Origin of the sequence: Streptomyces sp. NPDC059816, from assembly GCF_042732055.1 — a bacterium.
Taxonomy (GTDB): Bacteria; Actinomycetota; Actinomycetes; order Streptomycetales; family Streptomycetaceae; genus Streptomyces.
In genome coordinates this window covers 260,225-286,441 of the sequence record NZ_JBHWIQ010000003.1, presented here as the reverse complement: position 1 = coordinate 286,441, position 26,217 = coordinate 260,225, and the positions used below count along the sequence as shown (strand labels likewise).

Below are 26,217 nucleotides of genomic sequence, written 5' to 3'. Positions count from 1 at the left end.
GGGGTGCGACACCGGTGCCCGACGGCTGGCGCCGCCTACCGCTTCGGCAGATGGCCCGCGGCGCGAATCCGACTTCGTCCCGCCCCCCGTTGATCGTTTATGCCCGGTTGTCCAAGGGGCGCTCCGAGAATGCGCTGAACACCGTAGGCGCTACGGAATAGGTATGGACCACTCGGTCCGTCGGGTCCCTGGAAAAGTGTTCCCACTTGCACGGGAACACCCCGTTCCCGGCCGGGAACACCTTTCCCCCGGGTGACACTGAGATGACCGCAAGACGGCTCCGGTGCTCCCGTTCGTCCGAGTGCGGAGCCCCCCGTGTCCAGGAGGGTTCACGTGAATCGATCTCTGCTGACCCCGCGCTCGGCGTTGGTTCTGCTGTTGGGTGTTCTCGTCGGTGTGGGAGCAGGGATACTTACCGTCTATTCCCGCGGCGGCGACCATGCACAGCCGGTCATGGTAGGGGTGGCGGCATTCGCCGCAGCCGTGGCGTTCTTCAACTCCATCATCGATTAGGCGCACTTCCCGGAGTCAATGATCAAATGCGGGAACAGGAACGATCCGTCCGCGCGTCCGGGTTCTTCGACGAACGTCCCGGGGAGGTCGGGGAGGAGACGGTGGTGACGGAAGACGCTGATCACGAGGAACCGTGCTTCGACGAGCTGGAGGGGCGCCAGTCGCTGTCGTCGAAGCTGAGTCCGCAGACACGGGACCTGGCGTTGGCCCTGCGCCGTCTGATGAAGGGATCGGGCCAGTCGCAACGGCAGTTCGTGGCCTACCACGACATCAGCACCGCCGCGGTCTCCCGCTATCTGAGCGGCGAACGCATTCCGCGCAAGGACTTCCTCGACTGGCTGCTCAAGTCGGCCTGCAAGGCCCGCGGGGTGGAGGTCAGCGCGCAGGCGCGGAGCAGGCTGTACCAACTGCACCTCGATGCGTTGCAGACGGATAACCCGGCCCGGTACCAGGAGCAGTTGGCCATGGACCGACTGGAGGACGCCGTCATGCACGAGGGGGAGCTGGAACTCGAACGCGGCGAACTGAGGACGGCCGTCGCGGGGGAGCGACGGGAACTGCGGGAACTCGCCTCACAGCTGCGTGAGGTCGAGGCGGCGCAGCAGCGGGAACGGGGCCTGTTGCGGGTGGACCTGGAACGGCACCGGGCGCGCAAGGAGGAACTGGAGGGGGCCTGCACCCGCCTGCGGGACAAGGTCACCCATCTGGAGAAGCGGCTGCGCGAGGCCGAGCAGGAACGGGACGGCGTACGGGTGCGCTGCAAGTTGCTGGAAGCGGAACTGGGCGTCGCCCAGGAGGCGGCCGAGCGGGAGGAACAGCAACGGCAGGAGCGGCAGGAGCAACAGCGCCGGGTCGAGGCCGCCGAACGGGCCGGGCGCCGCCGGGAGGACCTGGAGAGCGCCGAGCGGGAGGCCCGGCTGGTGCGTCAGGCCGCCGCCCGCCAGGCCGCCGCCCAGTTGGAGGAGGCCCGGGCTCGGGCGAACGACCTGGTGCAGGAGGCGACGTTACGGGCCACGAAGGTCCGCCCCACGGTGCTCAAACGATCCACCGCGTTACGTCAACTCCGCGAAGCCGCCGAGGAGATGGCAGAGCAGCGGCTGCCCGAACTGGCCGAGAAGCTCTCCCGGGCCGAATCCGACGACGTGGACGTCTTCGTACGTTCCGTCGGCATCCACAGCCAGGACGACGTGGGGCAGGCGGCCCGGGCGCTGGACTCGGTGCACCGCGCCTCCGTGCAGATGGCCGTCGACCAGGCCGTCCTGCGCCGGAACCTCAACACGATGCTCGCCAACCTCTCACGGCGCTGCCTGGACCTGGTCCGGCGCCAGCTCACGTTGATCTCCGCGCTGGAGTCCCGCGAGGCCGACCCCCGACAGCTCGCCGCGCTGTTCCAGCTGGACCACCTCGCGACCCGCATGCGCCGCAACGGTGAGAACCTGCTCGTCCTCGCGGGTGAGGAGCCCGGCCGCTACTGGACCCGTCCGGTGCCGCTGGTCGACGTGTTGCGCGCCGCGGCCTCCGAGGTGGAACAGTACGAGCGGATCGCGATGTGGCTGGTGCCGGACACCGAGGTCGCCGCGCGTGTCGTCAACGACCTGGTGCACCTGCTCGCCGAACTCCTGGAGAACGCCACCTCGTTCTCCTCGCCGCAGACCCGGGTCAAGGTCACCGGGCACACCCTGCCGGACGGTCGGGTGCTCATCGAGATCAGCGACACCGGCATCGGTCTCTCCCTGGAAGCGCTGCACGCGACCAACGAACGCCTGGCCGCCCCGCCGACCGTGGACGTCTCGGTCTCCCGCCGCATGGGCCTGTTCGTGGTCGGCCGGCTGTCCCAACGGCACGGCATCCGCGTCCAGTTGCGCCCCTCGGACTCCGGCGGCACCACGGCCCTGGTGATGCTCCCCGCGGGCGTCACCCGACCCCGCGGCGGCGGTTCGGCAAGTCGAACCGCCCCTCCCCCGACGGAGGCGTGAACCGGTCCCCGAGATCATCTACCCGACAACGCGCATATCGGCGATGTGTCATAGACCGGTCGTCTGAGGCGGGCATACCGTCCTCGTGACAGCAGGGACCGCCCTGCGATCGAGGAGGAGAACATGGGTGTGCAAGGGCGTGAGGAACTGATCCGCCTTACCGGCAACACGGGCGGACCCACCTGTGACGACGACGACTGCCCGAACGTCTACCGGACCAGGAGGGGGTCGTTCGTCGTCCAGGGCGACGCGTCCGACGCGTTCACCCCGCCTGCCGGGGAAGGGTTGGTCGAGATCCCCGAACACGTCCTGAGGGAGGCCGTCCGTGCTCTTGGATGGTGAGGACTGGCGTCGCTTCTTCGACGCCTTCGAGCGCGAAGCGTGGCGGTTCGAGGCGCAGCCCACGTACACCATGCCCAACGAGCAGGAGAACGTGGCCCGCTTCCTGCGAGGTGAGGACAAGCCCACCGACCACAACGCCCGCTGGCACGAACGGGTGCGCGGATACGTCGAATCCGGCAAGCGCATCGGCCGGGTCCGCATCGTGCAGCAGCCGCTCACCGACTACCAGCGGTACCAGTTCGCCTGGGGCATCCCCGGGAACATCGCGGCCGGTGAAGACATCCGTATCCTGGATGTGACACAAAGCGATTTCGGGTTGCCGATCTCCGGGCAGGACTGGTGGATGTTCGATGACGTCCGCATCGCACACCTGAACTTCCGCCCGGACGGGACCCAGATCAACCGTGAATCATACGAAGGCGATGTCGGGGCCTACCGGGCGTGGCAGCACACGGCCCTGGAGCACGCAGCCCGTTTCGAGGAGTACGTGAAGGGTCTTGACGCTTGACCCCAGCCAGCTAGGTCGGTCAAAAGGAGACCTGGCAGAAACACTCCGCAGCATGCGCGAGCGGGCCGGCCGCACACAGGTCTGGCTCGCTCGCCGCTGCCATTTTTCGCAGACCAAGCTCAGCAACATCGAGACCGGACGGGCCACGCCCGGACTCGTCGATGTCGAACTGATCCTCAGAGCCCTTGAGGCGCCTCCTGAGCTCGTCATGGAGACGACCGCCCTCGCTCGCCTCGCCCATACGGAGTGGCAGGGGAAGCGGGCGTCCTGGCGCAGAGGTCTGGAGAAGCGGCAAGCGGAACTGGCCGGCCTGGAAGGCGAGGCGACGGTGCTTCGCTACTTCCTGCCCGCGATGGTGACCGGACTCCTGGCCACGCCCGACTACATCAGGGCCAGCCTCAGTCACTCCCCGGTGGACACCACCAAGACGGTCGCCAGGAAGCTGGACCGGCAAGCGGTCCTCTACGACACGACGAAGCGGTTCACGTTCCTCCTGACGGAACAAGCCGTGCGATGGGCCGTGGTTCCGCGCATGGCGATGGCCGTCCAGATGGACCACCTCGCCTCGATCTCCCACCTGCCTCATGTGCGTATCGGAATCGTCCCCACGGGCACGGTCGTCAGCCGTGGACCGTTGAACACCTTCACCGTCTACGACCAACGACTGGCAACGGTCGAGACGTTCACGGGTCGTGTCGTCTTCCAGGACGCCAGGGACATAGCGGAACACCTCGAAGTCTTCCACCTGTACGAGCGGCACGCGTTGTTCGGCGAGGAAGCACGGACGCTGCTCGCAGAGTGGGCCGCAGCCTGCCGTAAGTGATCGTCTACCCGACAACACCAATGAATTGAGGAACCCATCCCGATCCGGGGGACCATCGGTCCGCACGGAGAGCGCCCGACGGCCTTTCTTCGCCCCCACCAGGAATCCGGACCCCCGGAACAAATCGACCTACTGGGTGGGCCGTGCAGTGCCACGACAGGGAGGAACACACATGCACGACGTTCGCGCATTGCTCACCCCCGCGGCGTTCAGGGGTGTCACGTCAACCGTCATCGACAACAACCCCGGTATGGAGGAGGCCACTGCAAAGAAGGAAGCGTGAACGCTGAGCAGGCCCGACAGGTCGACACGGTGTTGCGGCGGTGGGGAATCGCCGGAGTGGTCGCACCACAGGACCCGGAGAACACGGCAGGGGGCTGGAGCGTGTACGACACGGCCGATCCTGCGACACGCCGGGAGGTGACCGCTGACGCGTTGGCCTCCGTGGCCGCCGTGTTCCTGGAGGGGCCGCGTCCGGGGCCGACGCGAGGATTCGTCGTGCCGCCTACGGACGGGTGACCGCCTGTTGGTGAACCGGCGAAGGTGCGCCCCTGTCGCGAACGGCAGGGGCGTCATCGTGAGGGGCTGACCTCCGTAGCCCCTTACGGAAGGTTCCGGGCCATGACGATGCGCTGGATCTGATTCGTGCCCTCGTAGATCTGGGTGATCTTCGCGTCCCGCATCATCCGCTCCAGCGGGTAGTCACGGGTGTAGCCGTAGCCGCCGAGGAGCTGTACCGCGTCCGTGGTGATCTCCATCGCGGCGTCGGAGGCGTAGCACTTGGCCGCCGCGCCGAAGAAGGTCAGCTCGTTCTCGGTGCCGCCCAGGGCGACGCGCTCCGACTTGGCCGCCGCCGCGTAGGTGAGTTGGCGGGCGGCCTCCAGCTTCATCGCCATGTCCGCCAGCATGAACTGGACGCCCTGGAAGTCACCGACCGGCTTGCCGAACTGCTTGCGCTCGCGGACGTAGCCCTTCGCGTAGTCCAGGGCGCCCTGGGCGATGCCGAGGGCCTGCGCGGCGATGGTGATGCGCGTGTGGTCCAGGGTCTTCATCGCGGTGGCGAAGCCGGTGCCCTCCTCGCCGATCAGACGGTCGGCGGGGATGCGGACGTTGTCGAGGTACACCTCGCGGGTGGGGGAGCCCTTGATGCCGAGCTTCCTCTCGGGGGCGCCGAAGGAGACGCCCTCGTCGGACTTCTCCACCACGAACGCCGAGATGCCGCGGGTCCGCTGCTCGGGGTCCGTGACCGCCATCACCGTGTAGTACTCGGACACGCCCGCGTTGGTGATCCAGCGCTTCACCCCGTTCAACACCCAGGAGTCGCCGTCCCGGACCGCCCGGGTCTTCATGCCGGCCGCGTCCGAACCGGCGTCCGGCTCGGACAGGCAGTACGAGAACATCGCGTCGCCCTTCGCCAGGGGGGCGAGGTACTTGCGCTTGAGCTCCTCGGAGCCGGCGAGGATCACCGGCAGCGAGCCGAGCTTGTTGACGGCCGGGATCAGGGAGGACGACGCGCAGGCGCGGGCGACCTCCTCGATGACGATTACCGTCGCGAGGGCGTCCGCCCCGGCGCCTCCGTAAGCCTCCGGTACGTGGACCGCGTGCAGATCGGAGGCGACGAGCGCGTCCAACGCCTCCTGGGGGAAACGGGCCTCCTCGTCCACCGCGGCGGCGAAGGGGGTGATCTTGGCCGCCGCGAGTGCGCGGACCGTCTCGCGGAGCAGGTCGTGCTCTTCGGACGGCCGGTACAGGTCGAATGCCGGGTTGTCTGCCGAGCCAGCCACGGTTCACGCTCCCAGTCTGCTAACTACCGTTAAGTAACTCGTTGGGTCACTCGAATTCTAGGGGCCCGCGGGTGGGGGGAACAGGTGACCTGGGCGACACGTTGCCGCGGCGGTCCGCCGCGTGACCTCGACGCGGACGACGGCCCCGTTCGTCGCCCCACTATGCTCGGCCGGGCGTGACCGGCACCCCGGATCGCCGCAGACCACGACCTTCGCTACGTACCGGAGCACTCATGGCCCCCCTCAAGATCACCGTGATCGGCACCGGGTACCTCGGTGCCACCCATGCCGCCGCCATGGCGGAGCTGGGCTTCGAGGTCCTGGGTCTTGACGTCGTCCCCGAGAAGATCGCCCTCCTCAGCGAGGGGCGCGTACCGATGTACGAGCCGGGCCTGGAAGAGCTGCTGCGCAAGCACGTGGCCGGGATCGAGGGGTCCACCGGGCGGCTGCGGTTCACGATGGACTGGGCGGAGGTCGCCGCCTTCGGGGACGTGCACTTCGTCTGCGTCAACACCCCGCAGAAGCACGGCGAGTACGCCTGCGACATGTCGTACGTCGACTCCGCCTTCGCCTCGCTCGCCCGACACCTGGAACGGCCCTGCCTGGTCGTCGGCAAGTCGACCGTGCCGGTGGGCAGCGCGGACCGGCTCGCCGCCCTGCTCGCCGAACTGGCGCCCGCCGGGGACGGCGCCGAGCTGGCCTGGAACCCGGAGTTCCTGCGCGAGGGGTTCGCCGTCGGGGACACCCTGCACCCGGACCGGATCGTCGCCGGGGTGCGCAGCGCGTCCGCCGAGAAGCTGCTGCGCGAGGTGTACGCCGTCCCCATCGGGGAGGGTGCGCCCTTCGTCGTGACGGACTTCCCCACCGCCGAGCTGGTGAAGACCGCCGCGAACTCGTTCCTCGCGACGAAGATCTCCTTCATCAATGCGATGGCGGAGGTCTGCGAGGCCGCCGGCGGGGACGTCGTCAAGCTCGCCGAAGCCATCGGCTACGACGAGCGGATCGGGAACAAGTTCCTGCGGGCCGGGATCGGGTTCGGCGGCGGCTGCCTGCCGAAGGACATCCGGGCGTTCATGGCGCGCGCCGGTGAGCTGGGCGCCGACCAGGCGTTGACGTTCCTGCGGGAGATCGACTCCATCAACATGCGGCGGCGCGGCCAGATGGTGGAGATGGCCCGCGAAGCGCTGGGCGGCGGGTCGTTCCTCGGGCGCCGGGTCGCGGTGCTGGGCGCCACGTTCAAGCCCGACTCGGACGACGTACGGGACTCGCCGGCGTTGAACGTCGCGGGGCAGATCCACCTTCAGGGCGGTCAGGTGACCGTGTACGACCCGAAGGGCATGGACAACGCGCGGCGGCTGTTCCCGACGCTCGGCTACGCGCAGACGGCGCTGGACGCGGTGCGCGGGGCGGACGTGGTGCTGCACCTCACGGAGTGGCGGGAGTTCCGCGAGTTGGACCCGGCCCGGCTGGGTGCGGTCGCTCGGGAGCGGGTGGTGCTGGACGGGCGCAATGCGTTGGACCCTGCGGTGTGGCGTTCTGCGGGGTGGGCGTTCCGTGCGATGGGGCGCCCTGCGGCTTAGCCCTTCGGGTGGATCGTAGGTTCTCGCTGCGGTGCGCTGTCCCGTGCGGGTGCGTGGTGGTTTTGCGCAGTTCCCCGCGCCCCTATCGGGTGCGTTCACCTGGCGGTGCGTTGTCCGGTGCGGGTGCGCCGTTGATTCGCGCAGTTCCCCGCGCCCCTATCGGGTGCGTTCACCTGGCGGTGTGCCGTCTGGTGCGGGTGCGCTGGTGCTTTCGCGCGGTTCCCCGCGCCCCTGATCGGGTGCGGGCGGTGCCTGGTTGCTCGCGCAGTTCCCCGCGCCCCTGCTGGGCGCGCAGCCAGGCTGGACAGCGCACATGTAGGCGGACGCACCCGATCAGGGGCGCGGGGAACTGCGCGAATCAACCGCGCACCCGCACAGAACCGCGCACCGCAGGCGGACGCACCCGATGGGGGGCGCGGGGAACTGCGCGAAACGCCAGCGCACCCGCACAGAACCGCGCACCGCAGGCGGACGCACCTGATCAGGGGCGCGGGGAACTGCGCAAAACCACCACGCACCCGCACGGGACAGCGCACCCGGGAGGGGCTACGGGCCGTCCAGGGCCTGGAGGGTCGCGGTCGACGGGGCCCGCCGCATCGCGAGGTCGCGCCCGACCGCCTCGCCGTCCGCCAGGACCCGAACCGAGTTGGACCACGTCAGCTTCGCGAGGTCCGCCCGGGACCACCCCCGCAGCCGCAGCTCCGCGATCAGGTTCGGATAGCCGGACACGTCCGAGAGGCCGTCCGACGTGAACGCCGTGCCGTCGTAGTCGCCGCCGATGCCGAGGTGGTCGACGCCCGCGACCTCCCGCATGTGGTCGAGGTGGTCCGCGACGTCCGCGACCCGCGCGACGGGCCGCGGCCGCTCCGCCTCGAACGCGCGGTGCGCCCGCATCGCCTCCGGGGTGGTGTCCAGGTGGTGGAAGCCGTGCGTCCGCAGGTTCTCGTCGGCGGCGGCCGTCCACTCGACGGCGGCCTGGAGGACGAACTTCGGCACGAAGGTCACCATCGCCACGCCCCCGTTCGCGGGCAGCCGTTCCAGTACGTCGTCGGGGATGTTGCGGGGGTGGTCGCAGACGGCCCGCGCCGAGGAGTGGGAGAAGATCACCGGCGCGACACTGGTGTCGAGCGCGTCCCGCATGGTCGTCGCCGCCACGTGCGAGAGGTCCACCAGCATCCCCAGGCGGTTCATCTCGCGGACCACCTCCCGCCCGAACTCCGTGAGGCCGCCCGCCGCGGGAACGTCCGTGGCCGAGTCCGCCCAGGGCACGTTGTCGTTGTGGGTGAGCGTCAAGTACCGCACGCCCAGCGCGTACAGGGCCCGCAGGGTGGCGAGCGAATTGTTGATGGAGTGGCCGCCCTCCGCCCCCATGAGGGAGGCGATCCGCCCCTCGCGGCGGGCCCGCTCCAGATCGGCCGCGGTGCTCGCCGGAGCCAGGTCCGCCGGGTGACGGTCCATCAACTGACGTACGCAGTCGATCTGTTCGAGCGTGGCGCTGACCGCGGTGTCGCCGCTGAGGTCGGTGCGGACGTACACGGACCAGTACTGGGCGCCGACCCCGCCGGCCCGCAGCCGGGCGAGGTCGGTGTGCAGGTGGGCGCTCTGGTCGGCGGCGAGGTCCCGCGCGGCGAAGTCGTAACGGACCTGCTCGCGCAGCGCCCACGGCAGGTCGTTGTGACCGTCCACCACGGGGAAGTCCGCCAGCAGGGCCCGCGCCTCCTCCAACGCCCGGGCCCGGGCGCCCGCGTCCGTCCCGTCGGTGGTGCGCGGGGCGGTCACTTGTTGCCCGCGAAGCCGAAGCCGCCGGTGGCCCCGCCCTCGACCTTGGCCCGCAGCCGCTTGCCCTTCTCGGTGGCCTGGTCGTTCAGCTGCTGCTGGAACTCCCGCATACGGGCGAGGAGTTCCTCGTCGTGCGCGGCGAGGGTGCGCGCCGCGAGCAGCCCGGCGTTGCGGGCGCCCCCGACGGACACCGTCGCGACGGGCACCCCGGCGGGCATCTGGACGATGGAGAGCAGGCTGTCCATGCCGTCGAGGTACTTCAGCGGAACGGGCACGCCGATGACCGGCAGCGGGGTCACGGAGGCCAGCATGCCCGGCAGGTGGGCGGCGCCGCCGGCGCCCGCGATGATCGCCTTCAGCCCGCGGTCCGCCGCCTGCTCGCCGTACGCGATCATCTCGTGGGGCATCCGGTGCGCGGAGACCACACCGACCTCGTAGGGGATCTCGAACTCGTCGAGGGCCTGGGCCGCGGCCTCCATGACGGGCCAGTCCGAGTCGGAGCCCATCACGATGCCCACGAGCGGGGCGGTGGACGGGCGGCTGAGCGTGGCGGTGGGCGACGGCGGGGTCATTCGGTGATCGTTCCTCTGAGGTAGCCGGCTGCGTGACGGGCGCGTTCCAGTACGTCGGCCAGGTCGTCGCCGTGGGTGTTGACGTGACCGACCTTGCGGCCGGGCTTCACGTCCTTGCCGTACATGTGGATCTTCAGGCCCGGGTCGCGGGCCATGCAGTGCAGGTACGCGGAGTACATGTCCGGGTAGTCGCCGCCGAGGACGTTGCACATGACCGTCCAGGGCGCGCGCGGGCGCGGGTCGCCGAGCGGGAGGTCGAGCACGGCACGGACGTGGTTCGCGAACTGGGAGGTGATCGCGCCGTCCTGGGTCCAGTGCCCGGAGTTGTGGGGCCGCATCGCCAGTTCGTTGACGAGGACCCGGCCGTCGGCGGTCTCGAACAGCTCCACCGCGAGGTGTCCGACCACCTCCAGCTCCTTGGCGATCCGCAGCGCCATCTCCTCGGCGTGCAGGGCGAGCTCGGGCTCCAGGTCGGGCGCGGGGGCGATGACCGTGTCACAGACCCCGTCGACCTGACGGGACTCCACCACCGGGTAGGCGACGGCCTGGCCGTGCGGGGAGCGCACCACGTTCGCGGCCAGCTCCCGGACGAAGTCGACCTTCTCCTCGGCCAGCACCGGCACCCCGGCGCGGAACGGCTCCGCGGCCTCCTCGGCGCTGCGGACCACCCACACGCCCTTGCCGTCGTAGCCGCCGCGCACCGTCTTCAGCACCACGGGGAAGCCGTCGGGGGAGTCCGCCGTGGCGCCCTGCGCGGCGAAGGCCACCACGTCCGCGGGGTCCGCGACGATGCGGTGCCGGGGGCAGGGCACGCCGATCTCGGTGAGCCGGGCGCGCATGACCCCCTTGTCCTGCGCGTGCACCAGCGCGTCCGGGCCGGGGCGCACGGGGATGCCGTCCGCCTCCAGGGCCCGTAGGTGCTCGGTGGGCACGTGCTCGTGGTCGAAGGTGATCACGTCACAACCGCGTGCGAAGTCCCGCAGGGTGTCCAGGTCGCGGTAGTCGCCGATGACGACGTCGCCGACGACTTGGGCCGCGGAATCCTGCGGGGTGTCGCTGAGGAGCTTGAACCTGATGCCGAGCGGGATGCCTGCTTCGTGGGTCATGCGCGCGAGCTGGCCCCCGCCGACCATGCCGACTACCGGGAATGTCACGCCCCCAGGGTATCCGCGTGGCCGAAACGGATGCCCACGGGCGGGTCAGAAGGGAGCTGGTTAGCATGGTGGGGTTGACGAATTCGATGGCGCGACCGACTGAGCGGGGACTGGGCGGCACCATGACCAACGGTGGTACGGGGGCCCCGGCGCGGTCGGAGGGTTCGTTGTGGCGGCGGGTGGAACGCCTGCGGCGCGAGTTGTTGAAGTTCGGCGCGGTCGGCGGAGCGGGCATCGTCGTGAACCTGCTCGTCTTCAACCTGGTGCGTGCGGTGTCCGAGCTGCCCGTGGTGCGCGCCGGCATCATCGCGACGATCGTCGCCATCGCGTTCAACTACCTGGGGTTCCGGTACTTCACCTACCGTGACCGCGACAAGAGCGGGCGCACCCGGGAGATGGGGCTGTTCCTGCTGTTCAGCGCGGTGGGCCTGGTGATCGAGAACGGCGTGCTCTACGCGGCGACCTACGGCTTCGGCTGGGACACCCCGTTGCAGAGCAACTTCTTCAAGTTCTTCGGCATCGGCGTCGCGACCCTGTTCCGCTTCTGGTCGTACCGCACCTGGGTGTTCCGCGCCCTGCCGACGGGTGCCGCGGTCACAGCGGCGGAACGTTTCCTTGAGGAACAGCCGGTGCCCGACCCCCGAGCGGCGGGCGGCGTCCACGGCGCCGGCGCGACCCCGCTGTCCGGCCAGCGGACGCGGTAGCTCACCTGACCTGCTTGTCGCCGCCCCGCGGCGGCCGGGCCACCTGGCTCCGGGACAGGAACAGCCCGAACACCGGCGGCCTGAGCTGGAGCATCTCCAGGCGTCCGCCGTCCGCCTCGGCGAGGTCGCGGGCGACCGCGAGGCCGATCCCGGTGGAGTTGTGCCCGCTGATCGTCCGCTCGAAGATGCGCGAGCCGAGGTGCGCCGGAACGCCCGGGCCCTCGTCCGTCACCTCGATGACCGCCTGGTTGCCGGTGACCCTGGTCCGCAGGGCCACCGTGCCCCCGCCGTGCACCAGGGAGTTCTCGATCAACGCGGCGAGCACCTGGGCGACCGCGCCGGGGGTGCCCACCGCCCGCAGGTGCCGCTTGCCGGAGCTGACGACCGCCCGGCCCTCGCTCCGGTACGCGGGACGCCACTCGGCGAGCTGCTGGGTGATCACCTCGTCCAGCTCGAAGGAGACGGCGGAGCCCGTACGGGGGTCCCGGGAGTTGGTGAGCAGGCGCTCCACCACGTCGGTGAGGCGTTCCACCTGAGCCAGGGCGATGGACGCCTCGTCACGGGCCGTGGTCAGGTCGTCGGTGACGGTGATCTCCTCCAACCGCATCGACAGCGCGGTCAGCGGGGTCCGCAGCTGGTGGGAGGCGTCGGCCGCGAGACGGCGCTCGGCGGTCAGCATCCGGGCGATGCGTTCCGCGCTGGAGTCCAGCACGTCGGCGACCCGGTCCAGCTCGGGGACGCCGTAGCGGCGGTGCCGGGGGCGCGGGTCGCCCGAGCCCAGGCGTTCGGCGGTCTCCGCGAGGTCCGTGAACGGGGAGGTCAGACGGTTGGCCTGGCGCACGGCGAGCAGGACGGCGGCGACGATCGCGAGCAGGGCGACCCCGGCGATGATCACCAGGGTGCGGCCCACCTCGCGGGTCACCGCGGAGCGGGACTCTTTGACGGTGACCGTCTCGCCCTGTTCCCCGTGGGCGGTCTCGGTGATCACGTCGCCGGTGGGGGGCTTGCCGATCTCCACGATGCCCTGGTCGGGGATGTCGATGCGGGCGTAGCGGCCGGAGCCGACCTGGGCGCTGAGGGCCGCGCTGGTGATGTGTTGGTCGCCGAGGAGGCGGCTGTCCACGATGCTCGCGAGCTGGATCGCTTCGGCTCGGACGCGTTCCTGGGCGCTGTCGCTGATCGTTCGGGTCTCCACGATGACCAAGGAGACTCCGAAGACTGCGATGACCACGAGGACGACCGCGAGGGTGGAGTGGATCAGCCTTCTGCGCATGCTCGTAACGTAGTGGTTGCCCCTTCCCCTACGTCCACCTGCGGTGCGCTGCCCGGTGCGGTGCGCGGTTGTTCTGCGCAGTTCCCCGCGCCCCTGAAGGGGCCCGTCTTCCGCGGAGGCCCGCCTTCCCCTGCGAGCACAGGCCAACGCACCCGACGCTGAACGGGCCCAACAGCGCACCCCCACGGGACAGTGCACTCGAGGCTGAGCGCACCCGATAGGGGCGCGGGGAACTGCGCAAAACCAACCGCGCACCCGCACGGGACAGCGCACCGCAGGTGGACGTACCTGATCAGGGGCGCGGGGAACTGCGCAGAAGGACAGTGCACCCGCACGGGACAGTGCACCGCAGGGGGGCGTACGGGGCGGTCACCGTAAGAGCCCCGCCGCGGGGAGCGGTCAGTTTTTTTCGAAGCGGAACCCGACACCCCGAACCGTCGCGATGTACCGCGGATTCGCCGCGTCATCCCCCAACTTCTTGCGCAGCCAAGAGATGTGCATGTCCAGCGTCTTCGTGGAGGACCACCACGTCGTGTCCCACACCTCCCGCATCAACTGGTCCCGGGTGACGACCCGCCCCGCGTCCCGCACCAGGACCCGCAGCAGGTCGAACTCCTTCGCCGTGAGCTGGAGCTCCTCCTCCCCCATCCACGCCCGGTGCGACTCGACGTCGATCCGCACCCCGTGCGTGGAGGGCGGCTGCTGGGGCTCGGCCGCGCCCCGCCGCAGCAGCGCCCGGACCCGGGCCAGCAGCTCGGCGAGCCGGAACGGCTTGGTGACGTAGTCGTCGGCGCCGGCGTCGAGCCCGACCACGGTGTCCACCTCGTCGGCCCGCGCGGTCAGGATCAGGATCGGCACCGTGTGCCCCTCCGCGCGCAGCCGTCGGGCTACTTCCAGGCCGTCCATCCCGGGCAGCCCCAGGTCCAGGACGACCAGGTCGACGCTGCCCTGCATGCCGGCTTCCAGCGCGGTGGGTCCGTCCTCACGCACTTCGACCTCGTAACCCTCCCGGCGCAGGGCGCGGGCCAGCGGCTCCGAGATGGACGCGTCGTCCTCGGCGAGCAGTACACGGGTCATGACCCGATGGTAGTCCGGTGGGGGGCCGCCCAGGGAGACGACGGGAGTCGAGGACGGGGCGGGATTTCGGCCCTGCGGGAGTGGGGTGTCACTCTGGTTCGTACCTTTGAATGCGTGTCGATAAGGCATGTGCCCCTGTGTTCCATCTCTCAGGTGCGGGCATAGGCTTCCGAATTCCCGCAAGTCGTGTCGTATGGTGTGAGAACGCCTGTAGCACGTACCGAGGACCCCGTGGCCGCTATGGCGCGCCCGGGGTCCTTCGTCGTGCGGGCCGACCGCCCGTCGGCCTCGAAAGGAATGACCTGTGGCCGGGCCCCGGTGCGAGAACGCGCGCGGGGCGTGGCTCCCGGTGTCTCCCGCCCTTCGTTCCCGCCGGTCCGTCCGGACACCGGAACGGATCCCCCCTTGGGCGTAAGGGTGGGCGGTGCGGCGCCGGTGCCGGCCAGCCCCCCACCGGGCGCGCTCCCGTTCCACGCCGCGCGTCCCGAACACCAAGGATCGACCCATGGCGTCCAGCCTGACGAAGGAATCACCCGGCATCCCCGGTGAGAAGACCTTCTTCGGCCACCCCCGTGGCCTGGCCACCCTGTTCATGACCGAGATGTGGGAGCGCTTCAGCTTCTACGGCATGAGGGCCCTGCTCCCGCTGTACCTGGTCGCACCCGGAGGTCTGAACCTCAGTGCGACCACCGCGACCGCGATCTACTCGATCTACCTGGCGATGGTGTACCTCCTCGCCATGCCCGGCGGCTGGTTCGGTGACCGCGTCTGGGGTCCCCGCAAGACCGTCGCCGTCGCCGCCTCGGTGATCATGGCCGGGCACATCACCCTGGCCCTGCCGGGCCAGGCCCCGTTCTTCGCCGGTCTGGCGCTCGTCGCGATCGGTTCCGGGCTGCTGAAGGCCAACATCTCCACGATGGTCGGCCACCTGTACGACGGCCCGGACGACCCCCGTCGGGACGGCGGCTTCACGGTCTTCTACATGGGCATCAACCTGGGTGCCTTCGCCGCACCGCTGATCATCGGCACCATCGGTGAGAGCGTGAACTGGCACCTCGGCTTCGCGCTCGCCGCGCTGGGCATGGCCATCGGCCTGATCCAGTTCCTGCTGGGCACCCGTCACCTGAGCGCGCGCTCCAGCGTGGTGCCGACGCCGCTGACGGACGTCGAGCGCCGGTCGACCCTGCGCAAGGGTCTGATCTTCCTCGCGATCGCCGTCGTCTTCTACGGCGTCGTGGGCGGTGCGGGCCTGTACACCCTGAACTGGGCGCTGGTCCCGATCACCCTCGCCGGTCTGATCATCCCGATCGTGGTCCTCACCCGGATCAAGCGGGACAAGGACCTGTCCGCGACCGAGCAGTCCCGGATGACCGGTTTCATCTGGTTCTTCGCGGCCGCCGCGGTGTTCTGGATGATCTACGACCAGGGCGGCTCGACGCTGGCGCTGTTCGCGAGCGAGTCCACCAACACCACGGTCCTCGGCTTCGACTTCCCCGTCTCCTGGTTCCAGTCGATCAACCCGGTGCTGGTGATGGCGCTGGCCCCGGTCCTCGCCTGGTTGTGGCTGGCGTTGAACCGGATGGGCAAGGAGCCCAGTACGGTCGTCAAGTTCTCGTCGGCGCTGATCCTGGTCGGCGCGTCGTTCCTGGTCTTCCTGATCCCGCTGACCATGTCGGGGGACGGGACGAAGGTCGCAGTGTGGTGGATGGTCGCCATCTACTTCGCGCAGACGCTGGGCGAGCTGTGCCTGTCCCCGGTCGGGCTTTCCGTCACCACGAAGATGGCGCCGGCGAAGTACGGCTCCCAGATGATGGGCGTCTGGTTCCTCGCGGTGACCGCGGGCGACTGCACCACCGGCCTGCTGTCGATCGCCGGGGTCAACCTCAACAAGTCCGGGATCGTCGCCCTGGAGGCGACGCTCGCGATCCTCGCCGGCGTGGGCTTCTTCCTGTACCGCAAGCAGGTCAAGACCCTGCTGGGCGGCGTGCGGTAGGACGCGCGGGAGTACGACGTTCCTCCGGGGGCGTGACCGGGACCCATCGGGTCGCGGTCACGCCCCCGGAGGCGTTCTCGGAGGTGTTCTCGGGTGGGGGCGGGTCAGCCCGGTGCGCCGAGTTCCGCCCACACGGTCTTGCCGGACACGCCGGGGGTGCGGACCACGCCCCAGTCCAGGCAGAGCCGTTGGACGATGAACATGCCGTGTCCGCCGGGCCGTCCGGCGCGGTGCGGGGTGCGCGGTGCGGGCGCCCCGCTGCCCCGGTCGACCACCTCGACCCGCAGCACCTTGCCCCGGTGACAGATCGTCATCTCCTCGGGCCCCCCGGCGTGCAGGCACGCATTGGTGACCAACTCCGAGACGACGAGGAGCACGTCCTCGGCGGCGGCCCGCCGGTCGGCGCCCGAGGCGGGGAGCCACCCCCAGTCGTAGAGGGCCTGCCGGGCGAAGTCCCGGGCCAGCGGTACGACCCCGGGCGCGTCGCGCAGGGCGACCCGGCGCAGACCGGGGGCGCCCGCGTCCGAGGTGCTCGGTGCGGGCGCGTCGGGGGGCGCCGGGGCCGGGGCGGTACCGGACACGGAGTTCCGTGGCTCCGGGCCGCGGTCGCCCGGCGGACGGGGCCGGGTGGTGCTCATCAGCGCTTCACCTCACCGATTCACCGGTTCACCAGTTGCAGCATGTGCCAAGTTCCCAAGTTCCCACATGATCCGGCCGGGTGGCGGGCCTACCGTACGATCCCGCCCCGTCTGCGCGTGTGGCGTCCGGGGCCGAGTGGTCTCCTGCCCGGCGTATCCGTGAGAACACCCACTTTTCCCGCCCACATGGTCATGCCGGGTGTGACTCCGGCAACTTCACGTGGGAAGTGCCCGGAGCAGGGGTGGGGGAGGGGGATACGGGACCGGGGTCGACGCAGACCCGTGCGGTCATTCGCGCAGTGCGTCGTCCACGGTCGCGTGCACCGTGAACACGGCATCGGCTCCGGTGATCTCGAACACCCTCGCCACCACGGGCAGCATGCCGGCGAGGTGCACTCCGCCGCCGGCGGCTTCGGCCCTGAGCCGGGCGCCGAGGAGGACGTTCAGCCCCGTCGAGTCGCAGAACTCCAGGCGGGAGCAGTCCACGACGAGGCGGGTGACGCCCTCGTCGACGAAGGCGTCGAGGGGTTCCTGGAGCAATTCGGCGGTGTGGTGGTCAAGCTCACCCGCCGGGGTCACGACTGCGCTCGATCCGTGCGTGTGCACGTCCACCAGAAGGCGGTTCGTATGCGCGCTGCCGACCGTCCCGCGGTCCATGCCGTCTCTCTCTTTCGGGCCCTCCGTGCTGCGTGCGGGCCCTTGGGGATGGGGGTGGATGTGAGGGGGTGACGCCCTTGCACAGTACGCCCTGCGCGACACACGGAACACCCGAACAACCGCAACAAAAGGGACATTTGCGAATCTAAGAAAACTTGCAAGTGATTCAACAAAGCGGGTAGGGCTAGTAGAGACCGCACTCGAAACGGCCGGCACGGAGGCAAGCCAGACCGCAGGATCGCATGGCACCGGCAGCCTCATGCCCGGACACGATGGAGGACGACATGTCACCCCGGCTCGACGTATCGCAGCCCCTCGAAGCGACGTCGGCATCCCGTCCCGCAGTTCCCGACGACACCGCAACACCTGATGAACCCCCCGTTGCCACGCGGCAGGCATCCGTCGCCGTCGCCGTCGCCGACCGGCCCACCGACGTCCGGCCCGACACCCTGGCGGACCTCCCGCCGATCCCCCCGTTCGACGAGGTCGCCCCGTCCGACGCACGGGCGCTGTCGAAGATCTTGTTCGCCCGGCTGGAGACCCTCGAAGAGGGCACCCACGAACACGCCTACGTCCGCAACACCCTGGTCGAGCTGAACCTCGCCCTGGTGAAGTTCGCCGCCTCGCGCTTCCGCACCCGCAGTGAGCCGATGGAGGACATCGTCCAGGTCGGCACGATCGGTCTGATCAAGGCGATCGACCGCTTCGAGCTCAGCCGCGGAGTGGAGTTCCCCACCTTCGCGATGCCGACCATCGTCGGTGAGATCAAGCGTTTCTTCCGGGACACCAGCTGGTCGGTCCGGGTGCCGCGCCGGCTCCAGGAGCTCCGGCTCGACCTCGCCAAGGCCGGCGACGAACTGGCGCAGCGCCTCGACCGCGCCCCCACCGTCGCCGAACTCGCGGCGCACCTGGAGCTGTCCCGCGACGAGGTCGTCGAGGGCATGGCCGCGGCCAACGCCTACACGGCCAGCTCGCTGGACGCCCAGCCCGAGGAGGACGACTCGGAGAGCGCGCTCACCGACCGGATCGGCTACGAGGACCACGGACTCGAAGGCATCGAGTACGTCGAGTCCCTGAAGCCGCTGATCGCCGGGCTCCCGCAGCGCGACCGGCAGATCCTCTCGCTGAGGTTCGTGGCGAACATGACCCAGTCGGAGATCGGTGAGGAACTGGGCATCTCCCAGATGCACGTCTCCCGACTGCTCTCCCGGACCCTGGGCCGGCTGCGCAAGGGGCTCACCGCCGAGGGGTAGGCCACGGCAGGGCTGGACCGCGGGCCGTCGGCAGGACGGTCGTCGTCGCCCGGGCGGTGTCGTCGGGGCGGGCAGTGGAGTGCGCCGCTGCCCGCCCCGACGCCACCGCCCGCGCCGCTTCCCGGCCCGGGCGCGTGTCGTGTTCAGACCTCCCGGGTGCCGCGCCGCCACACCCGGGAGACCAGGGGCACCCCCGGCCGGTACGCCAGATGGACGTGACTGGGCGCGTCGAGGAGCAGTAGATCCGCGTACGCCCCCGGCGCGATCCGTCCCACGTCCTCGCGCCGTAGCGCCCGCGCGCCCCCCGCGGTCGCCGCCCACACCGCCTCGTCGGGGGTCAGGCCCATGTCCCGCACGGCGAGGGCGATGCAGAACGGCACGGACGAGGTGAACGAGGAGCCGGGGTTGCAGTCGGTGGACAGCGCCACGGTGACCCCCGCGTCCCACAGCCGCCGGGCGTCCGGCCACTCGGCGCGGGTGGAGAACTCCGCGCCCGGCAGCAGCGTCGCCACCGTGTCGCTCGCCGCGAGCGCGGCCACGTCCGCCTCGCTGAGGTACGTGCAGTGGTCCGCGCTGGCCGCACCCGTTTCCACCGCGAGCTGTACCCCCGGCCCGTGGCCGAGCTGGTTGGCGTGCACCCGCGGAACGAGCCCCCGGGCGGCGCCGGCCGTCAGCACGGCCCGCGCCTGGTCCGCGTCGAAGGCGCCCCGCTCGCAGAACACGTCCACCCAACGGGCGTGCGGGGCGCAGGCGTCCAGCATCGGACCGGTGACCAACGCGACGTAGGCCGCGGGGTCGTCCGCGTACTCGGGCGCCACGACGTGGGCGCCGAGGTAGGTGACCTCGTCGGTGTGGCGGGCGGCGATCCGCAGGGCCCGCTCCTCGTCCGCGACGGTCAGCCCGTACCCGGACTTGGTCTCGAAGGTCGTCGTCCCCTGCCGCAGCGCCTCGCCCAGGTACCGGACGAGGTTGGCCTCCAACTCCGTGTCGGTGGCGGCCCGGGTCGCCGCGACCGTGGTGCGGATGCCGCCGGCGGCGTACGGGCGGCCCGACATCCGGGCGGCGAACTCCTCGGTGCGGTCACCGGCGAACACCAGGTGGGAGTGGGAGTCCACGAACCCGGGGAGGCCGGCCCGGCCCTGCGCGTCGTACACCTCGTCGGCGTCCGGTGCCCGGTCGGCGGGACCCACCCAGGCGATCCGCTCGCCCTCGACCACGACGGCGGCGTCCCGGAGCAGCCCCAGCGGGGACCCGTCGCCCGCGCCGGGGTCGTTGGTGACGAGGGAGCCGATACGGGTGATGAGGGTGGTACTCATGGGGTCCTCTCCGGGCAGCAGCGGATCAGGGGCACCTCCAGGCTCCCACGCCCCGTGCGCCGCAGCCCGGCCCCCGTCCCCGGTCAGCGCAGCTGCGTCGCCAGGTCGCCCAGCGCGGCGGTCGTCCGGTGCAGCAGCCCCGGACCGAAGGTGATCCGGGTGGCACCGAGTCCGCCCAGCTCCCGCAGCGACCCCCGCAGGGCGTGAGCCGGGCCGGTGACCTCCGCGACCACGTTCAACGGTCCGTCAACACCCGCCCGCAGCGACGGAATCGCCGAGCGGGGGGCCAGGATCGGGTACACGCAGTCCGCGCCGGCCGCGATGTACGCCCGGGCCCGTTCCACCGCCGCCGCGGGGTCCCGGGCGCCCCGGACGAAGGTGTCCACCCGGGCGTTGAGGAACAGCCGGTCGCCCGCCGCAGCCCGGACCTCGGCCAGCCAGTCGGCGTGCTGCCGGGGGTCCCTGAGGGTGCCGTCCGGGCCGGTGTCCTCCAGGTTGCAGCCCACCGCCCCGGTCTCCAGGAGCCGTTCGACCAGCTCGGCGGGCGGCAGTCCGTAGCCACCCTCGACGTCCGCCGAGACGGGCGGCGCACCCAGGGGCCGCACCGCGCGGACGATCCGGGCCACCGCCGCGAACATCTCGGCGGGCGGGGTGCTGCCGTCCTCGTAGCCGAGGCTCGCCGCGATCCCGGCGCTGGGGGTGGCCAGCGCCGGGAAGCCCGCGGTGACCAGGGCCCGGGCGCTGGCCGCGTCCCAGGGCCCCGGGAGGACCAGCGGATCGTCGGGGGCGCGGTCGTGGTGGAGGGCCCGGAAGACGTCCACCGGGCGCTGCGTCGTCGCCACCTCAGACTCCCTTGTACTGGCCGGGCGTGTAGTGGCCGGGGGCCGCCCGGAAGGCCACCCCGAACCGGTTCCAGGTGTTGATCACGGCGATGGACGCCACCAGCTGGGACAGCTCGGCCTCCGCGAAGTGCGCCGCCGCCCTCGCGTACACCTCGTCCGACACGAAGCCGTCCTGGAGGACGGTGATCGCCTCGGTCAGTTCCAGCGCCGCCAACTCCTTCTCCGTGTAGAAGTGCCGCGACTCCCGCCAGGCGCTCAGCTGGATCAGCCGCTCCGGGGTCTCCCCGGCTGCCAGGGCGTCCTTGGAGTGCATGTCGAGGCAGAGGGCGCACTGGTTGAGCTGGGAGGACCGGATCTTCACCAGCTCCAGCACGACGGGGTCCACGCCCTTCGCGGCGGCCGCGGTCACCTTGACCATCGCCTTGAAGACCTCGGGGGAGTGGGCGGCCCACGACATGCGCGCGGGCTCCTCGGGCGCGTACTCGGTGACGGTGGTTCCGGTCGGCGCGTCGTTACGTGTCGTCGTCATGAGGACGAGCCTAGGGACGGAGCAGCCCAGGAGTAGGGTCCATTCGGCGCCCGGGATCTTGGGCCACTTCCGTGGTGGCCCCGCTCGATGCGGCGACCGCGACGGACCGACGGGAGGGGCGGGAGATGGGTACGGACCCGGGGGCGGGGAGGGTGCGCGGCGGCGGGCTCGGCATCGATCTGCACATCGAACCGGCCGGCCCCGGCGGACTCCGCAAGGGCCTCACCAGCGCACTGCGCGAAGCCGTCCGCGGCGGTCGGCTCACACCGGGCACCCGGCTGCCCTCCTCCCGGACCCTCGCCGCGGACCTCGGCATCGCCCGCAACACCGTCGCCGACGCGTACGCCGACCTCGTCGCCGAGGGCTGGCTCACCGCCCGCCAGGGCTCGGGCACCCGGGTCGCCGACCGGGCCGTACCCCGCCCCGAGACGCCAGCCCGGGGCCGCCGCGTCCCCGGGCGCCCCGAGTTCACCCTCCAGCCGGGCACCCCCGACCTGTCCGCCTTCCCCCGGGCCGAATGGCTGCGGGCCGCCCGCCGCGCCCTGGCCCGGGCCCCGCACGACGCCCTCGGTTACGGGGATCCGCGCGGCCGTCCCGAACTGCGGCAGGCCCTCGCCGGGTACCTCGCCCGGGTGCGGGGCGTGCGCACCCACCCCGACCACGTCGTCGTCACCGCGGGGTTCGCGCAGGCCCTGCTCGTCCTGGGGCGGCTGCTGGCGCGGCGGGGCGTGCGCGAGGTGGCCGTGGAGTCCTACGGGCTCGACCTCCACCGGGACCTGCTGACCGACCCGGGGCTGCGTACCCGCGCCCTGCCCTGGGGGCCGCGCGGCACCGACACCGGTGCGCTGGACGCCCTCGCGCCCGGCGCGGTGCTGCTCACCCCGGGCCACCAGTTCCCCATGGGGCTCCCGCTGTCGCCCGAGGGCCGGGCCGCCGCTCTCGGCTGGGCCCGGCGGACCGGCTCACTGGTCCTGGAGGACGACTTCGACGGCGAGTTCCGCTACGACCGGCAGCCGCTGGGAGCGCTCCAGGACCTCGACCCCGACCGGGTGGTGTACCTGGGCTCGGCCAGCAAGTCCCTCGCGCCCGGGCTGCGGCTCGGCTGGATGGTGCTGCCCGGGCGGCTCGTCGCCGAGGTCACCGCGGACAAGGGGCCCGGCTGGGCGTGCGGGGCGCTCGACCAGCTCACCCTCGCGGAGTTCCTCACCTCCGGCGCTTACGACCGGCACGTGCGCGCGATGCGGTTGCGCTACCGCCGCCGTCGGGACCAGCTGGTCGCCGCGCTTGCCGAGCGGGCTCCCGACGTCAAGGTCACCGGGATCGCCGCAGGGTTGCACGCCGTGCTGGAGCTGCCGCCGGGCACCGAGCGGTCCGTCCTCCAGGCCGCGGCTCGCCAGGGGCTCTCCCTGTGCGGGCTCGGCATGTTCCGGCATCCGGAGGCGGTGACCCACCGGCAGCCGGACGCCCTCGTCGTGGGTTACGGCGTTCCCTCCGACAGTGCTTGGCCGGGCACGCTGGATGCTCTGTGCGCGGTGCTGCCCTGAGGGGGCCTCCCGGAGGTTCGTCGTCCCGTGCGGGTGCGTGGGGGTTGCTCGCGCAGTTCCCCGCGCCCCTTGGTGGTGCGACCTGGTGGGCGTGCGCTGTTCTGTGCGGGTGCGCTGGTGTTGTGCGCAGTTCCCCGCGCCCCTATCGGGGCACGCCACGCCATCGCATCCCCCCGCCCCGACAAGGACCGCGAGCAACCCCGACGCACCCGCACAGGACAGCGCACGCCTGCCAGGGCGCCCCGATAGGGGGCGCGGGGAACTGCGCAATTCACCAGCGCACCCGCACGGGACAGCGCACGCCTGCCAGGGTGCCCCGATAGGGGGCGCGGGGAACTGCGCAATTCACCAGCGCACCCGCACGGGACAGCGCACGCCTGCCAGGGTGCCCCGATAGGGGGCGCGGGGAACTGCGCAATTCACCAGCGCACCCGCACGGGACAGCGTGTCGCTAGCCGACGACCTCGCGCAGGCGGTCCAAGCCCCAGTCGAGGTCCTTCTCCGCGATGACCAGCGGCGGGGCGATCCGGATGGTCGACCCGTGGGTGTCCTTGACCAGGACACCCTTCGCCAGCAGCCGTTCGGAGATCTCCCGCCCGGTGCCCCGCTCCGGGTCGATGTCGACGCCCGCCCACAGTCCGCGCCCCCGGACCTTCCGCACCCCGCTGCCCGGCTCCCCGGCCAGCGCCGCCAGCTCCCGGTGCAGGTGCTCGCCCAACTCCGCGGCCCGCTGCTGGTACTCACCCGTCCGCAGCATCGCGATCACCTCCAGGGCCACCGCGCAGGCCAGCGGGTTCCCCCCGAACGTCGACCCGTGCTCGCCCGGCCGGAACACCCCGAGCACCGCCTCGCTCGACACCACCGCCGACACCGGCACCACCCCGCCGCCCAGCGCCTTCCCCAACAGGTAGACGTCCGGGACCACGCCCTCGTGCTCACAGGCGAAGGTCCGCCCGGTCCGCCCCAGACCCGACTGGATCTCGTCCGCGATGAGCAGCACGTTGCGCTCCCGGGTCAGCTCCCGCACCGCCGGCAGGTACCCGGCCGGCGGCACCAGCACCCCGGCCTCGCCCTGGATCGGTTCGATCAGCACGGCGACCGTGTTCTCCGTCAGCGCGTTCCGCATCGCCGTGGCGTCCCCGTACGGAACGATCTCGAAGCCCGGCGTGTACGGCCCGAAGTCCGCCCGGGCTTCCGGGTCGGTGGAGAAGCTCACGATGGTCGTCGTCCGGCCGTGGAAGTTGTCCGCCGCCACCACGATCTTCGCCATGTTGTCGGGCACCCCCTTCACCCGGTAGCCCCACTTGCGGGCCGTCTTCACGGCCGTCTCCACCGCCTCGGCGCCCGTGTTCATCGGGAGCACCGTCTCCATCCCGCACAGCGCGGCGAGCTCGGCGCAGAACCGCCCGAACAGATCGTGGTGGAAGGCCCGCGAGGTGAGGGTCACCCGGTCCAGCTGGGCCTTGGCGGCGTCGATCAGCCGCCGGTTGCCGTGGCCGAAGTTCAGCGCCGAGTACCCGGCGAGCAGATCGAGGTAACGCCGCCCCTCGACGTCCGTCATCCAGGCGCCCTCGGCGGTGGCGATCACCACGGGCAACGGGTGGTAGTTGTGGGCACTGTGCGCCTCCGCCGAGGCGAGGAACCGAGCTGTCGGACTTTCGGTGCTGGACACGGGTTCTCCGTTCATCCTGCGGCCGGCGGGCGCGGTGGCACCCCTTCCTGCCGCTTCTTCCCTGTCGACCGGGCGTTCTTCTATCGTCGCGCGGATCGCAGCCGATCAAACCTCCCCGGTCGACAGGTGTGCGCCACCCGCTACGCTGGCCCCGGGCACGGCGACTGGCGAACAGGGAACCAACCCTGGGGGAGCCGGGCCCGGTCGGGGCGCCGCGCGCCCCGCCGCACGAGGTGTCGTCCGCCTGGGCACCCCGGGACCACGACGGATCCAACCGCTCGCCCGGAGGACACCATGCCGCTCCCGTTGCCCCATCCCGCCCTCACCGCCACCGACCCGGAACTCGCCGGGCTCATCGCCGCCGAGGAACAGCTCCAGGCCGACACGCTGCGGCTGATCCCCAGCGAGAACTACGTCTCCGGCGCCGTCCTCGAAGCCACCGGCACCGTCCTCCAGAACAAGTACAGCGAGGGCTACCCCGGCCGCCGCTACTACGAGGGCCAGCAGGTCATCGACCAGGTGGAGCGCCTCGCCACCGACCGGGCCACCGCCCTGTTCGGCGTCGACCACGCCAACGTCCAGCCCTACTCCGGTTCCCCCGCGAACCTCGCCGTGTACCTCGCCTTCGCCGAGCCCGGTGACCCGGTCATGGGCATGGCGCTGCCGATGGGCGGTCACCTCACCCACGGCTGGGGCGTCTCGGCCACCGGCACCTGGTTCCGCGGCGTCCAGTACGGGGTCCGCCAGGACACCGGCCGCATCGACTTCGACCAGGTCCGCGACCTCGCGCTCAAGGAACGCCCCAAGCTGATCTGGTGCGGCGGCACCGCGCTGCCCCGCACCATCGACTTCGCCGCGTTCGCCGAGATCGCCGAGGAGAGCGGGGCGCTCCTCGTCGCCGACATCGCCCACATCGCCGGGCTGATCGCGGGCGGCGCCCACCCCTCGCCCGCCCCCTACGCGGACGTCATCTCGACCACCACCCACAAGACCCTCCGCGGCCCCCGGGGCGCCATGCTGATGTCCCGCGCGGAGCACGCCAAGGCCCTCGACAAGGCGGTCTTCCCCGGCCTCCAGGGCGGCCCCCACAACCACACCACCGCCGCCATCGCCCTCGCTCTGCACGAGGCGGCCCAGCCCGCGTTCCGCAGCTACGCGCACGCCGTCGTCGCGAACGCCCGGGCCCTCGCCGAAGCGCTGCTCGCCCACGGCCACGACCTGGTCTCCGGCGGCACGGACAACCATCTGATCCTGATCGACCTGACCGCGAAGGACGTCCCCGGCAAGCTCGCCGCCCGGGCCCTGGACCGGGCCGGGATCGTCGTCAACTACAACACCGTGCCCTTCGACCCCCGCAAGCCCTTCGACCCCTCCGGCATCCGCATCGGCACCCCGTCGCTCACCTCCCGCGGCCTCACCCCGGAGCACATGCCGACCGTCGCCGCCTGGATCGACCGGGCCGTCACCGCGGCCCGCACCGGCGACGAACCGGCGCTCACCACCATCCGTGCCGAGGTGGCGGAGCTGATGGCCGCCCACCCGGCCCCCGGGCTGCCCACCGGCGACTGAGCAGCCGGGGGGGGGGCCCGGGGGGGGGGGGGGGGGCGGGGCCCCCGCGGGGCGGAGGGGGCCGGCGGGGGGGGGGGGGGGGCCCCGCGCCCCGGGCCCGGGGGGTTATAAAAAGATAG

General features: G+C 71.3%; 23 protein-coding genes and 1 pseudogene. 12 read left to right on the top strand and 12 right to left on the bottom strand.

What is annotated here, in order from left to right:
• Positions 1-333: 333 nt before the first annotated feature.
• The 6 genes and pseudogenes from ACFV88_RS06045 (at position 334) to ACFV88_RS06020 (ending at position 4,681) form a co-directional block, all read left to right on the top strand.
• Positions 334-513, top strand: coding sequence for a hypothetical protein (locus tag ACFV88_RS06045; RefSeq protein ID WP_385486497.1), 180 nt, complete (start codon positions 334-336; stop codon positions 511-513).
• Between the two features lie 1,085 nt (positions 514-1,598).
• A pseudogene (locus ACFV88_RS06040) lies at positions 1,599-2,435 on the top strand (sensor histidine kinase); the annotation flags it as partial.
• Between the two features lie 177 nt (positions 2,436-2,612).
• Positions 2,613-2,831 (top strand): hypothetical protein, encoded by a 219-nt coding sequence (locus ACFV88_RS06035; protein WP_385486495.1) that lies wholly within the window; start codon positions 2,613-2,615, stop codon positions 2,829-2,831.
• The gene (locus ACFV88_RS06030; protein WP_385486493.1) at positions 2,815-3,339 is read left to right on the top strand and encodes a DUF6879 family protein; all 525 of its coding nucleotides are present in this window, start codon (positions 2,815-2,817) and stop codon (positions 3,337-3,339) included. Before ACFV88_RS06035 ends, ACFV88_RS06030 begins: the two co-directional genes overlap by 17 nt.
• Entirely contained in the window at positions 3,329-4,162 is an 834-nt protein-coding gene (locus ACFV88_RS06025) for a helix-turn-helix domain-containing protein (protein WP_385486491.1), read from the top strand. The genes ACFV88_RS06030 and ACFV88_RS06025 overlap by 11 nt, the downstream gene beginning before the upstream one ends.
• 279 nt (positions 4,163-4,441) lie before the next feature.
• Complete coding sequence (locus ACFV88_RS06020) at positions 4,442-4,681, top strand: hypothetical protein (protein WP_385486489.1); 240 nt, start codon at positions 4,442-4,444, stop codon at positions 4,679-4,681.
• An 83-nt stretch (positions 4,682-4,764) separates the two neighbouring features.
• On the opposite strand, the gene ACFV88_RS06015 is transcribed toward ACFV88_RS06020, so the two are convergent.
• Positions 4,765-5,946: an acyl-CoA dehydrogenase family protein gene (locus tag ACFV88_RS06015; protein ID WP_385486488.1), complete on the bottom strand. Its 1,182-nt coding sequence runs from the start codon at positions 5,944-5,946 to the stop codon at positions 4,765-4,767.
• 233 nt (positions 5,947-6,179) lie between these two features.
• Between ACFV88_RS06015 and ACFV88_RS06010 the strand changes: the two genes are divergently transcribed.
• Positions 6,180-7,526: a UDP-glucose dehydrogenase family protein gene (locus ACFV88_RS06010; RefSeq protein ID WP_385486486.1), complete on the top strand. Its 1,347-nt coding sequence runs from the start codon at positions 6,180-6,182 to the stop codon at positions 7,524-7,526.
• Positions 7,527-8,072: 546 nt separating this feature from the next.
• On the opposite strand, the gene ACFV88_RS06005 is transcribed toward ACFV88_RS06010, so the two are convergent.
• From ACFV88_RS06005 to ACFV88_RS05995, 3 genes are read right to left on the bottom strand one after another with little or no spacing between them, the layout of a single operon-like run.
• Positions 8,073-9,305: a dipeptidase gene (locus ACFV88_RS06005; RefSeq protein ID WP_385486484.1), complete on the bottom strand. Its 1,233-nt coding sequence runs from the start codon at positions 9,303-9,305 to the stop codon at positions 8,073-8,075.
• On the bottom strand, positions 9,302-9,877 hold the full coding sequence (gene purE / locus ACFV88_RS06000; protein ID WP_385486482.1) for a 5-(carboxyamino)imidazole ribonucleotide mutase: 576 nt from the start codon (positions 9,875-9,877) through the stop codon (positions 9,302-9,304). Before purE ends, ACFV88_RS06005 begins: the two co-directional genes overlap by 4 nt.
• A complete protein-coding gene (locus ACFV88_RS05995) occupies positions 9,874-11,031 on the bottom strand; it encodes a 5-(carboxyamino)imidazole ribonucleotide synthase (protein ID WP_385486480.1) in 1,158 nt (385 codons plus the stop codon). Before ACFV88_RS05995 ends, purE begins: the two co-directional genes overlap by 4 nt.
• Before the next feature lie 122 nt (positions 11,032-11,153).
• Between ACFV88_RS05995 and ACFV88_RS05990 the strand changes: the two genes are divergently transcribed.
• Complete coding sequence (locus ACFV88_RS05990) at positions 11,154-11,735, top strand: GtrA family protein (protein ID WP_385486747.1); 582 nt, start codon at positions 11,154-11,156, stop codon at positions 11,733-11,735.
• 1 nt (position 11,736) lies between these two features.
• Here the strand turns inward: ACFV88_RS05990 and ACFV88_RS05985 are convergent, their stop codons facing one another.
• A complete protein-coding gene (locus ACFV88_RS05985; protein WP_385486478.1) occupies positions 11,737-13,008 on the bottom strand; it encodes an ATP-binding protein in 1,272 nt (423 codons plus the stop codon).
• A 399-nt stretch (positions 13,009-13,407) separates the two neighbouring features.
• Positions 13,408-14,085, bottom strand: a complete 678-nt coding sequence (locus ACFV88_RS05980; protein ID WP_385486476.1) for a response regulator transcription factor — start codon at positions 14,083-14,085, stop codon at positions 13,408-13,410.
• Positions 14,086-14,590: 505 nt separating this feature from the next.
• Between ACFV88_RS05980 and ACFV88_RS05975 the strand changes: the two genes are divergently transcribed.
• Entirely contained in the window at positions 14,591-16,078 is a 1,488-nt protein-coding gene (locus ACFV88_RS05975; RefSeq protein WP_385486474.1) for a peptide MFS transporter, read from the top strand.
• A 104-nt stretch (positions 16,079-16,182) separates the two neighbouring features.
• Here ACFV88_RS05975 and ACFV88_RS05970 read toward each other — a convergent pair whose 3' ends face one another.
• Both ACFV88_RS05970 and ACFV88_RS05965 read right to left on the bottom strand, forming a co-directional pair.
• A complete protein-coding gene (locus ACFV88_RS05970) occupies positions 16,183-16,716 on the bottom strand; it encodes an ATP-binding protein (RefSeq protein WP_385486472.1) in 534 nt (177 codons plus the stop codon).
• A 288-nt stretch (positions 16,717-17,004) separates the two neighbouring features.
• On the bottom strand, positions 17,005-17,373 hold the full coding sequence (locus ACFV88_RS05965; protein WP_385486470.1) for an STAS domain-containing protein: 369 nt from the start codon (positions 17,371-17,373) through the stop codon (positions 17,005-17,007).
• Positions 17,374-17,645: 272 nt separating this feature from the next.
• Here ACFV88_RS05965 and ACFV88_RS05960 point away from each other — a divergent pair, with 272 nt between their 5' ends.
• The gene (locus ACFV88_RS05960) at positions 17,646-18,626 is read left to right on the top strand and encodes an RNA polymerase sigma factor SigF (protein WP_385486745.1); all 981 of its coding nucleotides are present in this window, start codon (positions 17,646-17,648) and stop codon (positions 18,624-18,626) included.
• Positions 18,627-18,769: 143 nt separating this feature from the next.
• On the opposite strand, the gene hutI is transcribed toward ACFV88_RS05960, so the two are convergent.
• The 3 genes from hutI to ACFV88_RS05945 all read right to left on the bottom strand — a co-directional run bounded on the left by hutI (position 18,770) and on the right by ACFV88_RS05945 (position 21,313).
• On the bottom strand, positions 18,770-19,942 hold the full coding sequence (gene hutI, locus ACFV88_RS05955; protein ID WP_385486468.1) for an imidazolonepropionase: 1,173 nt from the start codon (positions 19,940-19,942) through the stop codon (positions 18,770-18,772).
• Positions 19,943-20,025: 83 nt separating this feature from the next.
• A complete protein-coding gene (locus ACFV88_RS05950) occupies positions 20,026-20,784 on the bottom strand; it encodes an isocitrate lyase/phosphoenolpyruvate mutase family protein (RefSeq protein ID WP_385486466.1) in 759 nt (252 codons plus the stop codon).
• Position 20,785: 1 nt separating this feature from the next.
• The gene (locus ACFV88_RS05945) at positions 20,786-21,313 is read right to left on the bottom strand and encodes a carboxymuconolactone decarboxylase family protein (RefSeq protein WP_385486465.1); all 528 of its coding nucleotides are present in this window, start codon (positions 21,311-21,313) and stop codon (positions 20,786-20,788) included.
• A gap of 125 nt (positions 21,314-21,438) precedes the next feature.
• Between ACFV88_RS05945 and ACFV88_RS05940 the strand changes: the two genes are divergently transcribed.
• Positions 21,439-22,857, top strand: coding sequence for a PLP-dependent aminotransferase family protein (locus ACFV88_RS05940; RefSeq protein ID WP_385486463.1), 1,419 nt, complete (start codon positions 21,439-21,441; stop codon positions 22,855-22,857).
• A 451-nt stretch (positions 22,858-23,308) separates the two neighbouring features.
• Here ACFV88_RS05940 and rocD read toward each other — a convergent pair whose 3' ends face one another.
• Positions 23,309-24,544 (bottom strand): ornithine--oxo-acid transaminase, encoded by a 1,236-nt coding sequence (rocD, locus tag ACFV88_RS05935; protein ID WP_385486461.1) that lies wholly within the window; start codon positions 24,542-24,544, stop codon positions 23,309-23,311.
• 279 nt (positions 24,545-24,823) lie between these two features.
• On the opposite strand from rocD, the gene glyA reads away from it, so the two are divergent.
• Positions 24,824-26,098 (top strand): serine hydroxymethyltransferase, encoded by a 1,275-nt coding sequence (glyA, locus tag ACFV88_RS05930; RefSeq protein ID WP_385486459.1) that lies wholly within the window; start codon positions 24,824-24,826, stop codon positions 26,096-26,098.
• Positions 26,099-26,217: the final 119 nt, after the last annotated feature.

Excerpts from the sequence above, each read along its gene's own strand:
- ACFV88_RS05980 (WP_385486476.1), bottom strand. The coding sequence starts at position 14,085 with ATGACCCGTGTACTGCTCGCCGAGGACGACGCGTCCATCTCGGAGCCG.
- ACFV88_RS05960 (WP_385486745.1), top strand. The coding sequence starts at position 17,646 with ATGGAGGACGACATGTCACCCCGGCTCGACGTATCGCAGCCCCTCGAA.
- glyA (WP_385486459.1), top strand. The coding sequence starts at position 24,824 with ATGCCGCTCCCGTTGCCCCATCCCGCCCTCACCGCCACCGACCCGGAA.
- ACFV88_RS05990 (WP_385486747.1), top strand. The coding sequence starts at position 11,154 with ATGACCAACGGTGGTACGGGGGCCCCGGCGCGGTCGGAGGGTTCGTTG.
- purE (WP_385486482.1), bottom strand. The coding sequence starts at position 9,877 with ATGACCCCGCCGTCGCCCACCGCCACGCTCAGCCGCCCGTCCACCGCC.
- rocD (WP_385486461.1), bottom strand. The coding sequence starts at position 24,544 with ATGAACGGAGAACCCGTGTCCAGCACCGAAAGTCCGACAGCTCGGTTC.
- ACFV88_RS05970 (WP_385486472.1), bottom strand. The coding sequence starts at position 16,716 with ATGAGCACCACCCGGCCCCGTCCGCCGGGCGACCGCGGCCCGGAGCCA.
- ACFV88_RS05945 (WP_385486465.1), bottom strand. The coding sequence starts at position 21,313 with ATGACGACGACACGTAACGACGCGCCGACCGGAACCACCGTCACCGAG.
- ACFV88_RS06035 (WP_385486495.1), top strand. The coding sequence starts at position 2,613 with ATGGGTGTGCAAGGGCGTGAGGAACTGATCCGCCTTACCGGCAACACG.
- ACFV88_RS05965 (WP_385486470.1), bottom strand. The coding sequence starts at position 17,373 with ATGGACCGCGGGACGGTCGGCAGCGCGCATACGAACCGCCTTCTGGTG.
- ACFV88_RS05940 (WP_385486463.1), top strand. The coding sequence starts at position 21,439 with ATGGGTACGGACCCGGGGGCGGGGAGGGTGCGCGGCGGCGGGCTCGGC.
- ACFV88_RS05975 (WP_385486474.1), top strand. The coding sequence starts at position 14,591 with ATGGCGTCCAGCCTGACGAAGGAATCACCCGGCATCCCCGGTGAGAAG.
- ACFV88_RS06010 (WP_385486486.1), top strand. The coding sequence starts at position 6,180 with ATGGCCCCCCTCAAGATCACCGTGATCGGCACCGGGTACCTCGGTGCC.
- ACFV88_RS05985 (WP_385486478.1), bottom strand. The coding sequence starts at position 13,008 with ATGCGCAGAAGGCTGATCCACTCCACCCTCGCGGTCGTCCTCGTGGTC.
- hutI (WP_385486468.1), bottom strand. The coding sequence starts at position 19,942 with ATGAGTACCACCCTCATCACCCGTATCGGCTCCCTCGTCACCAACGAC.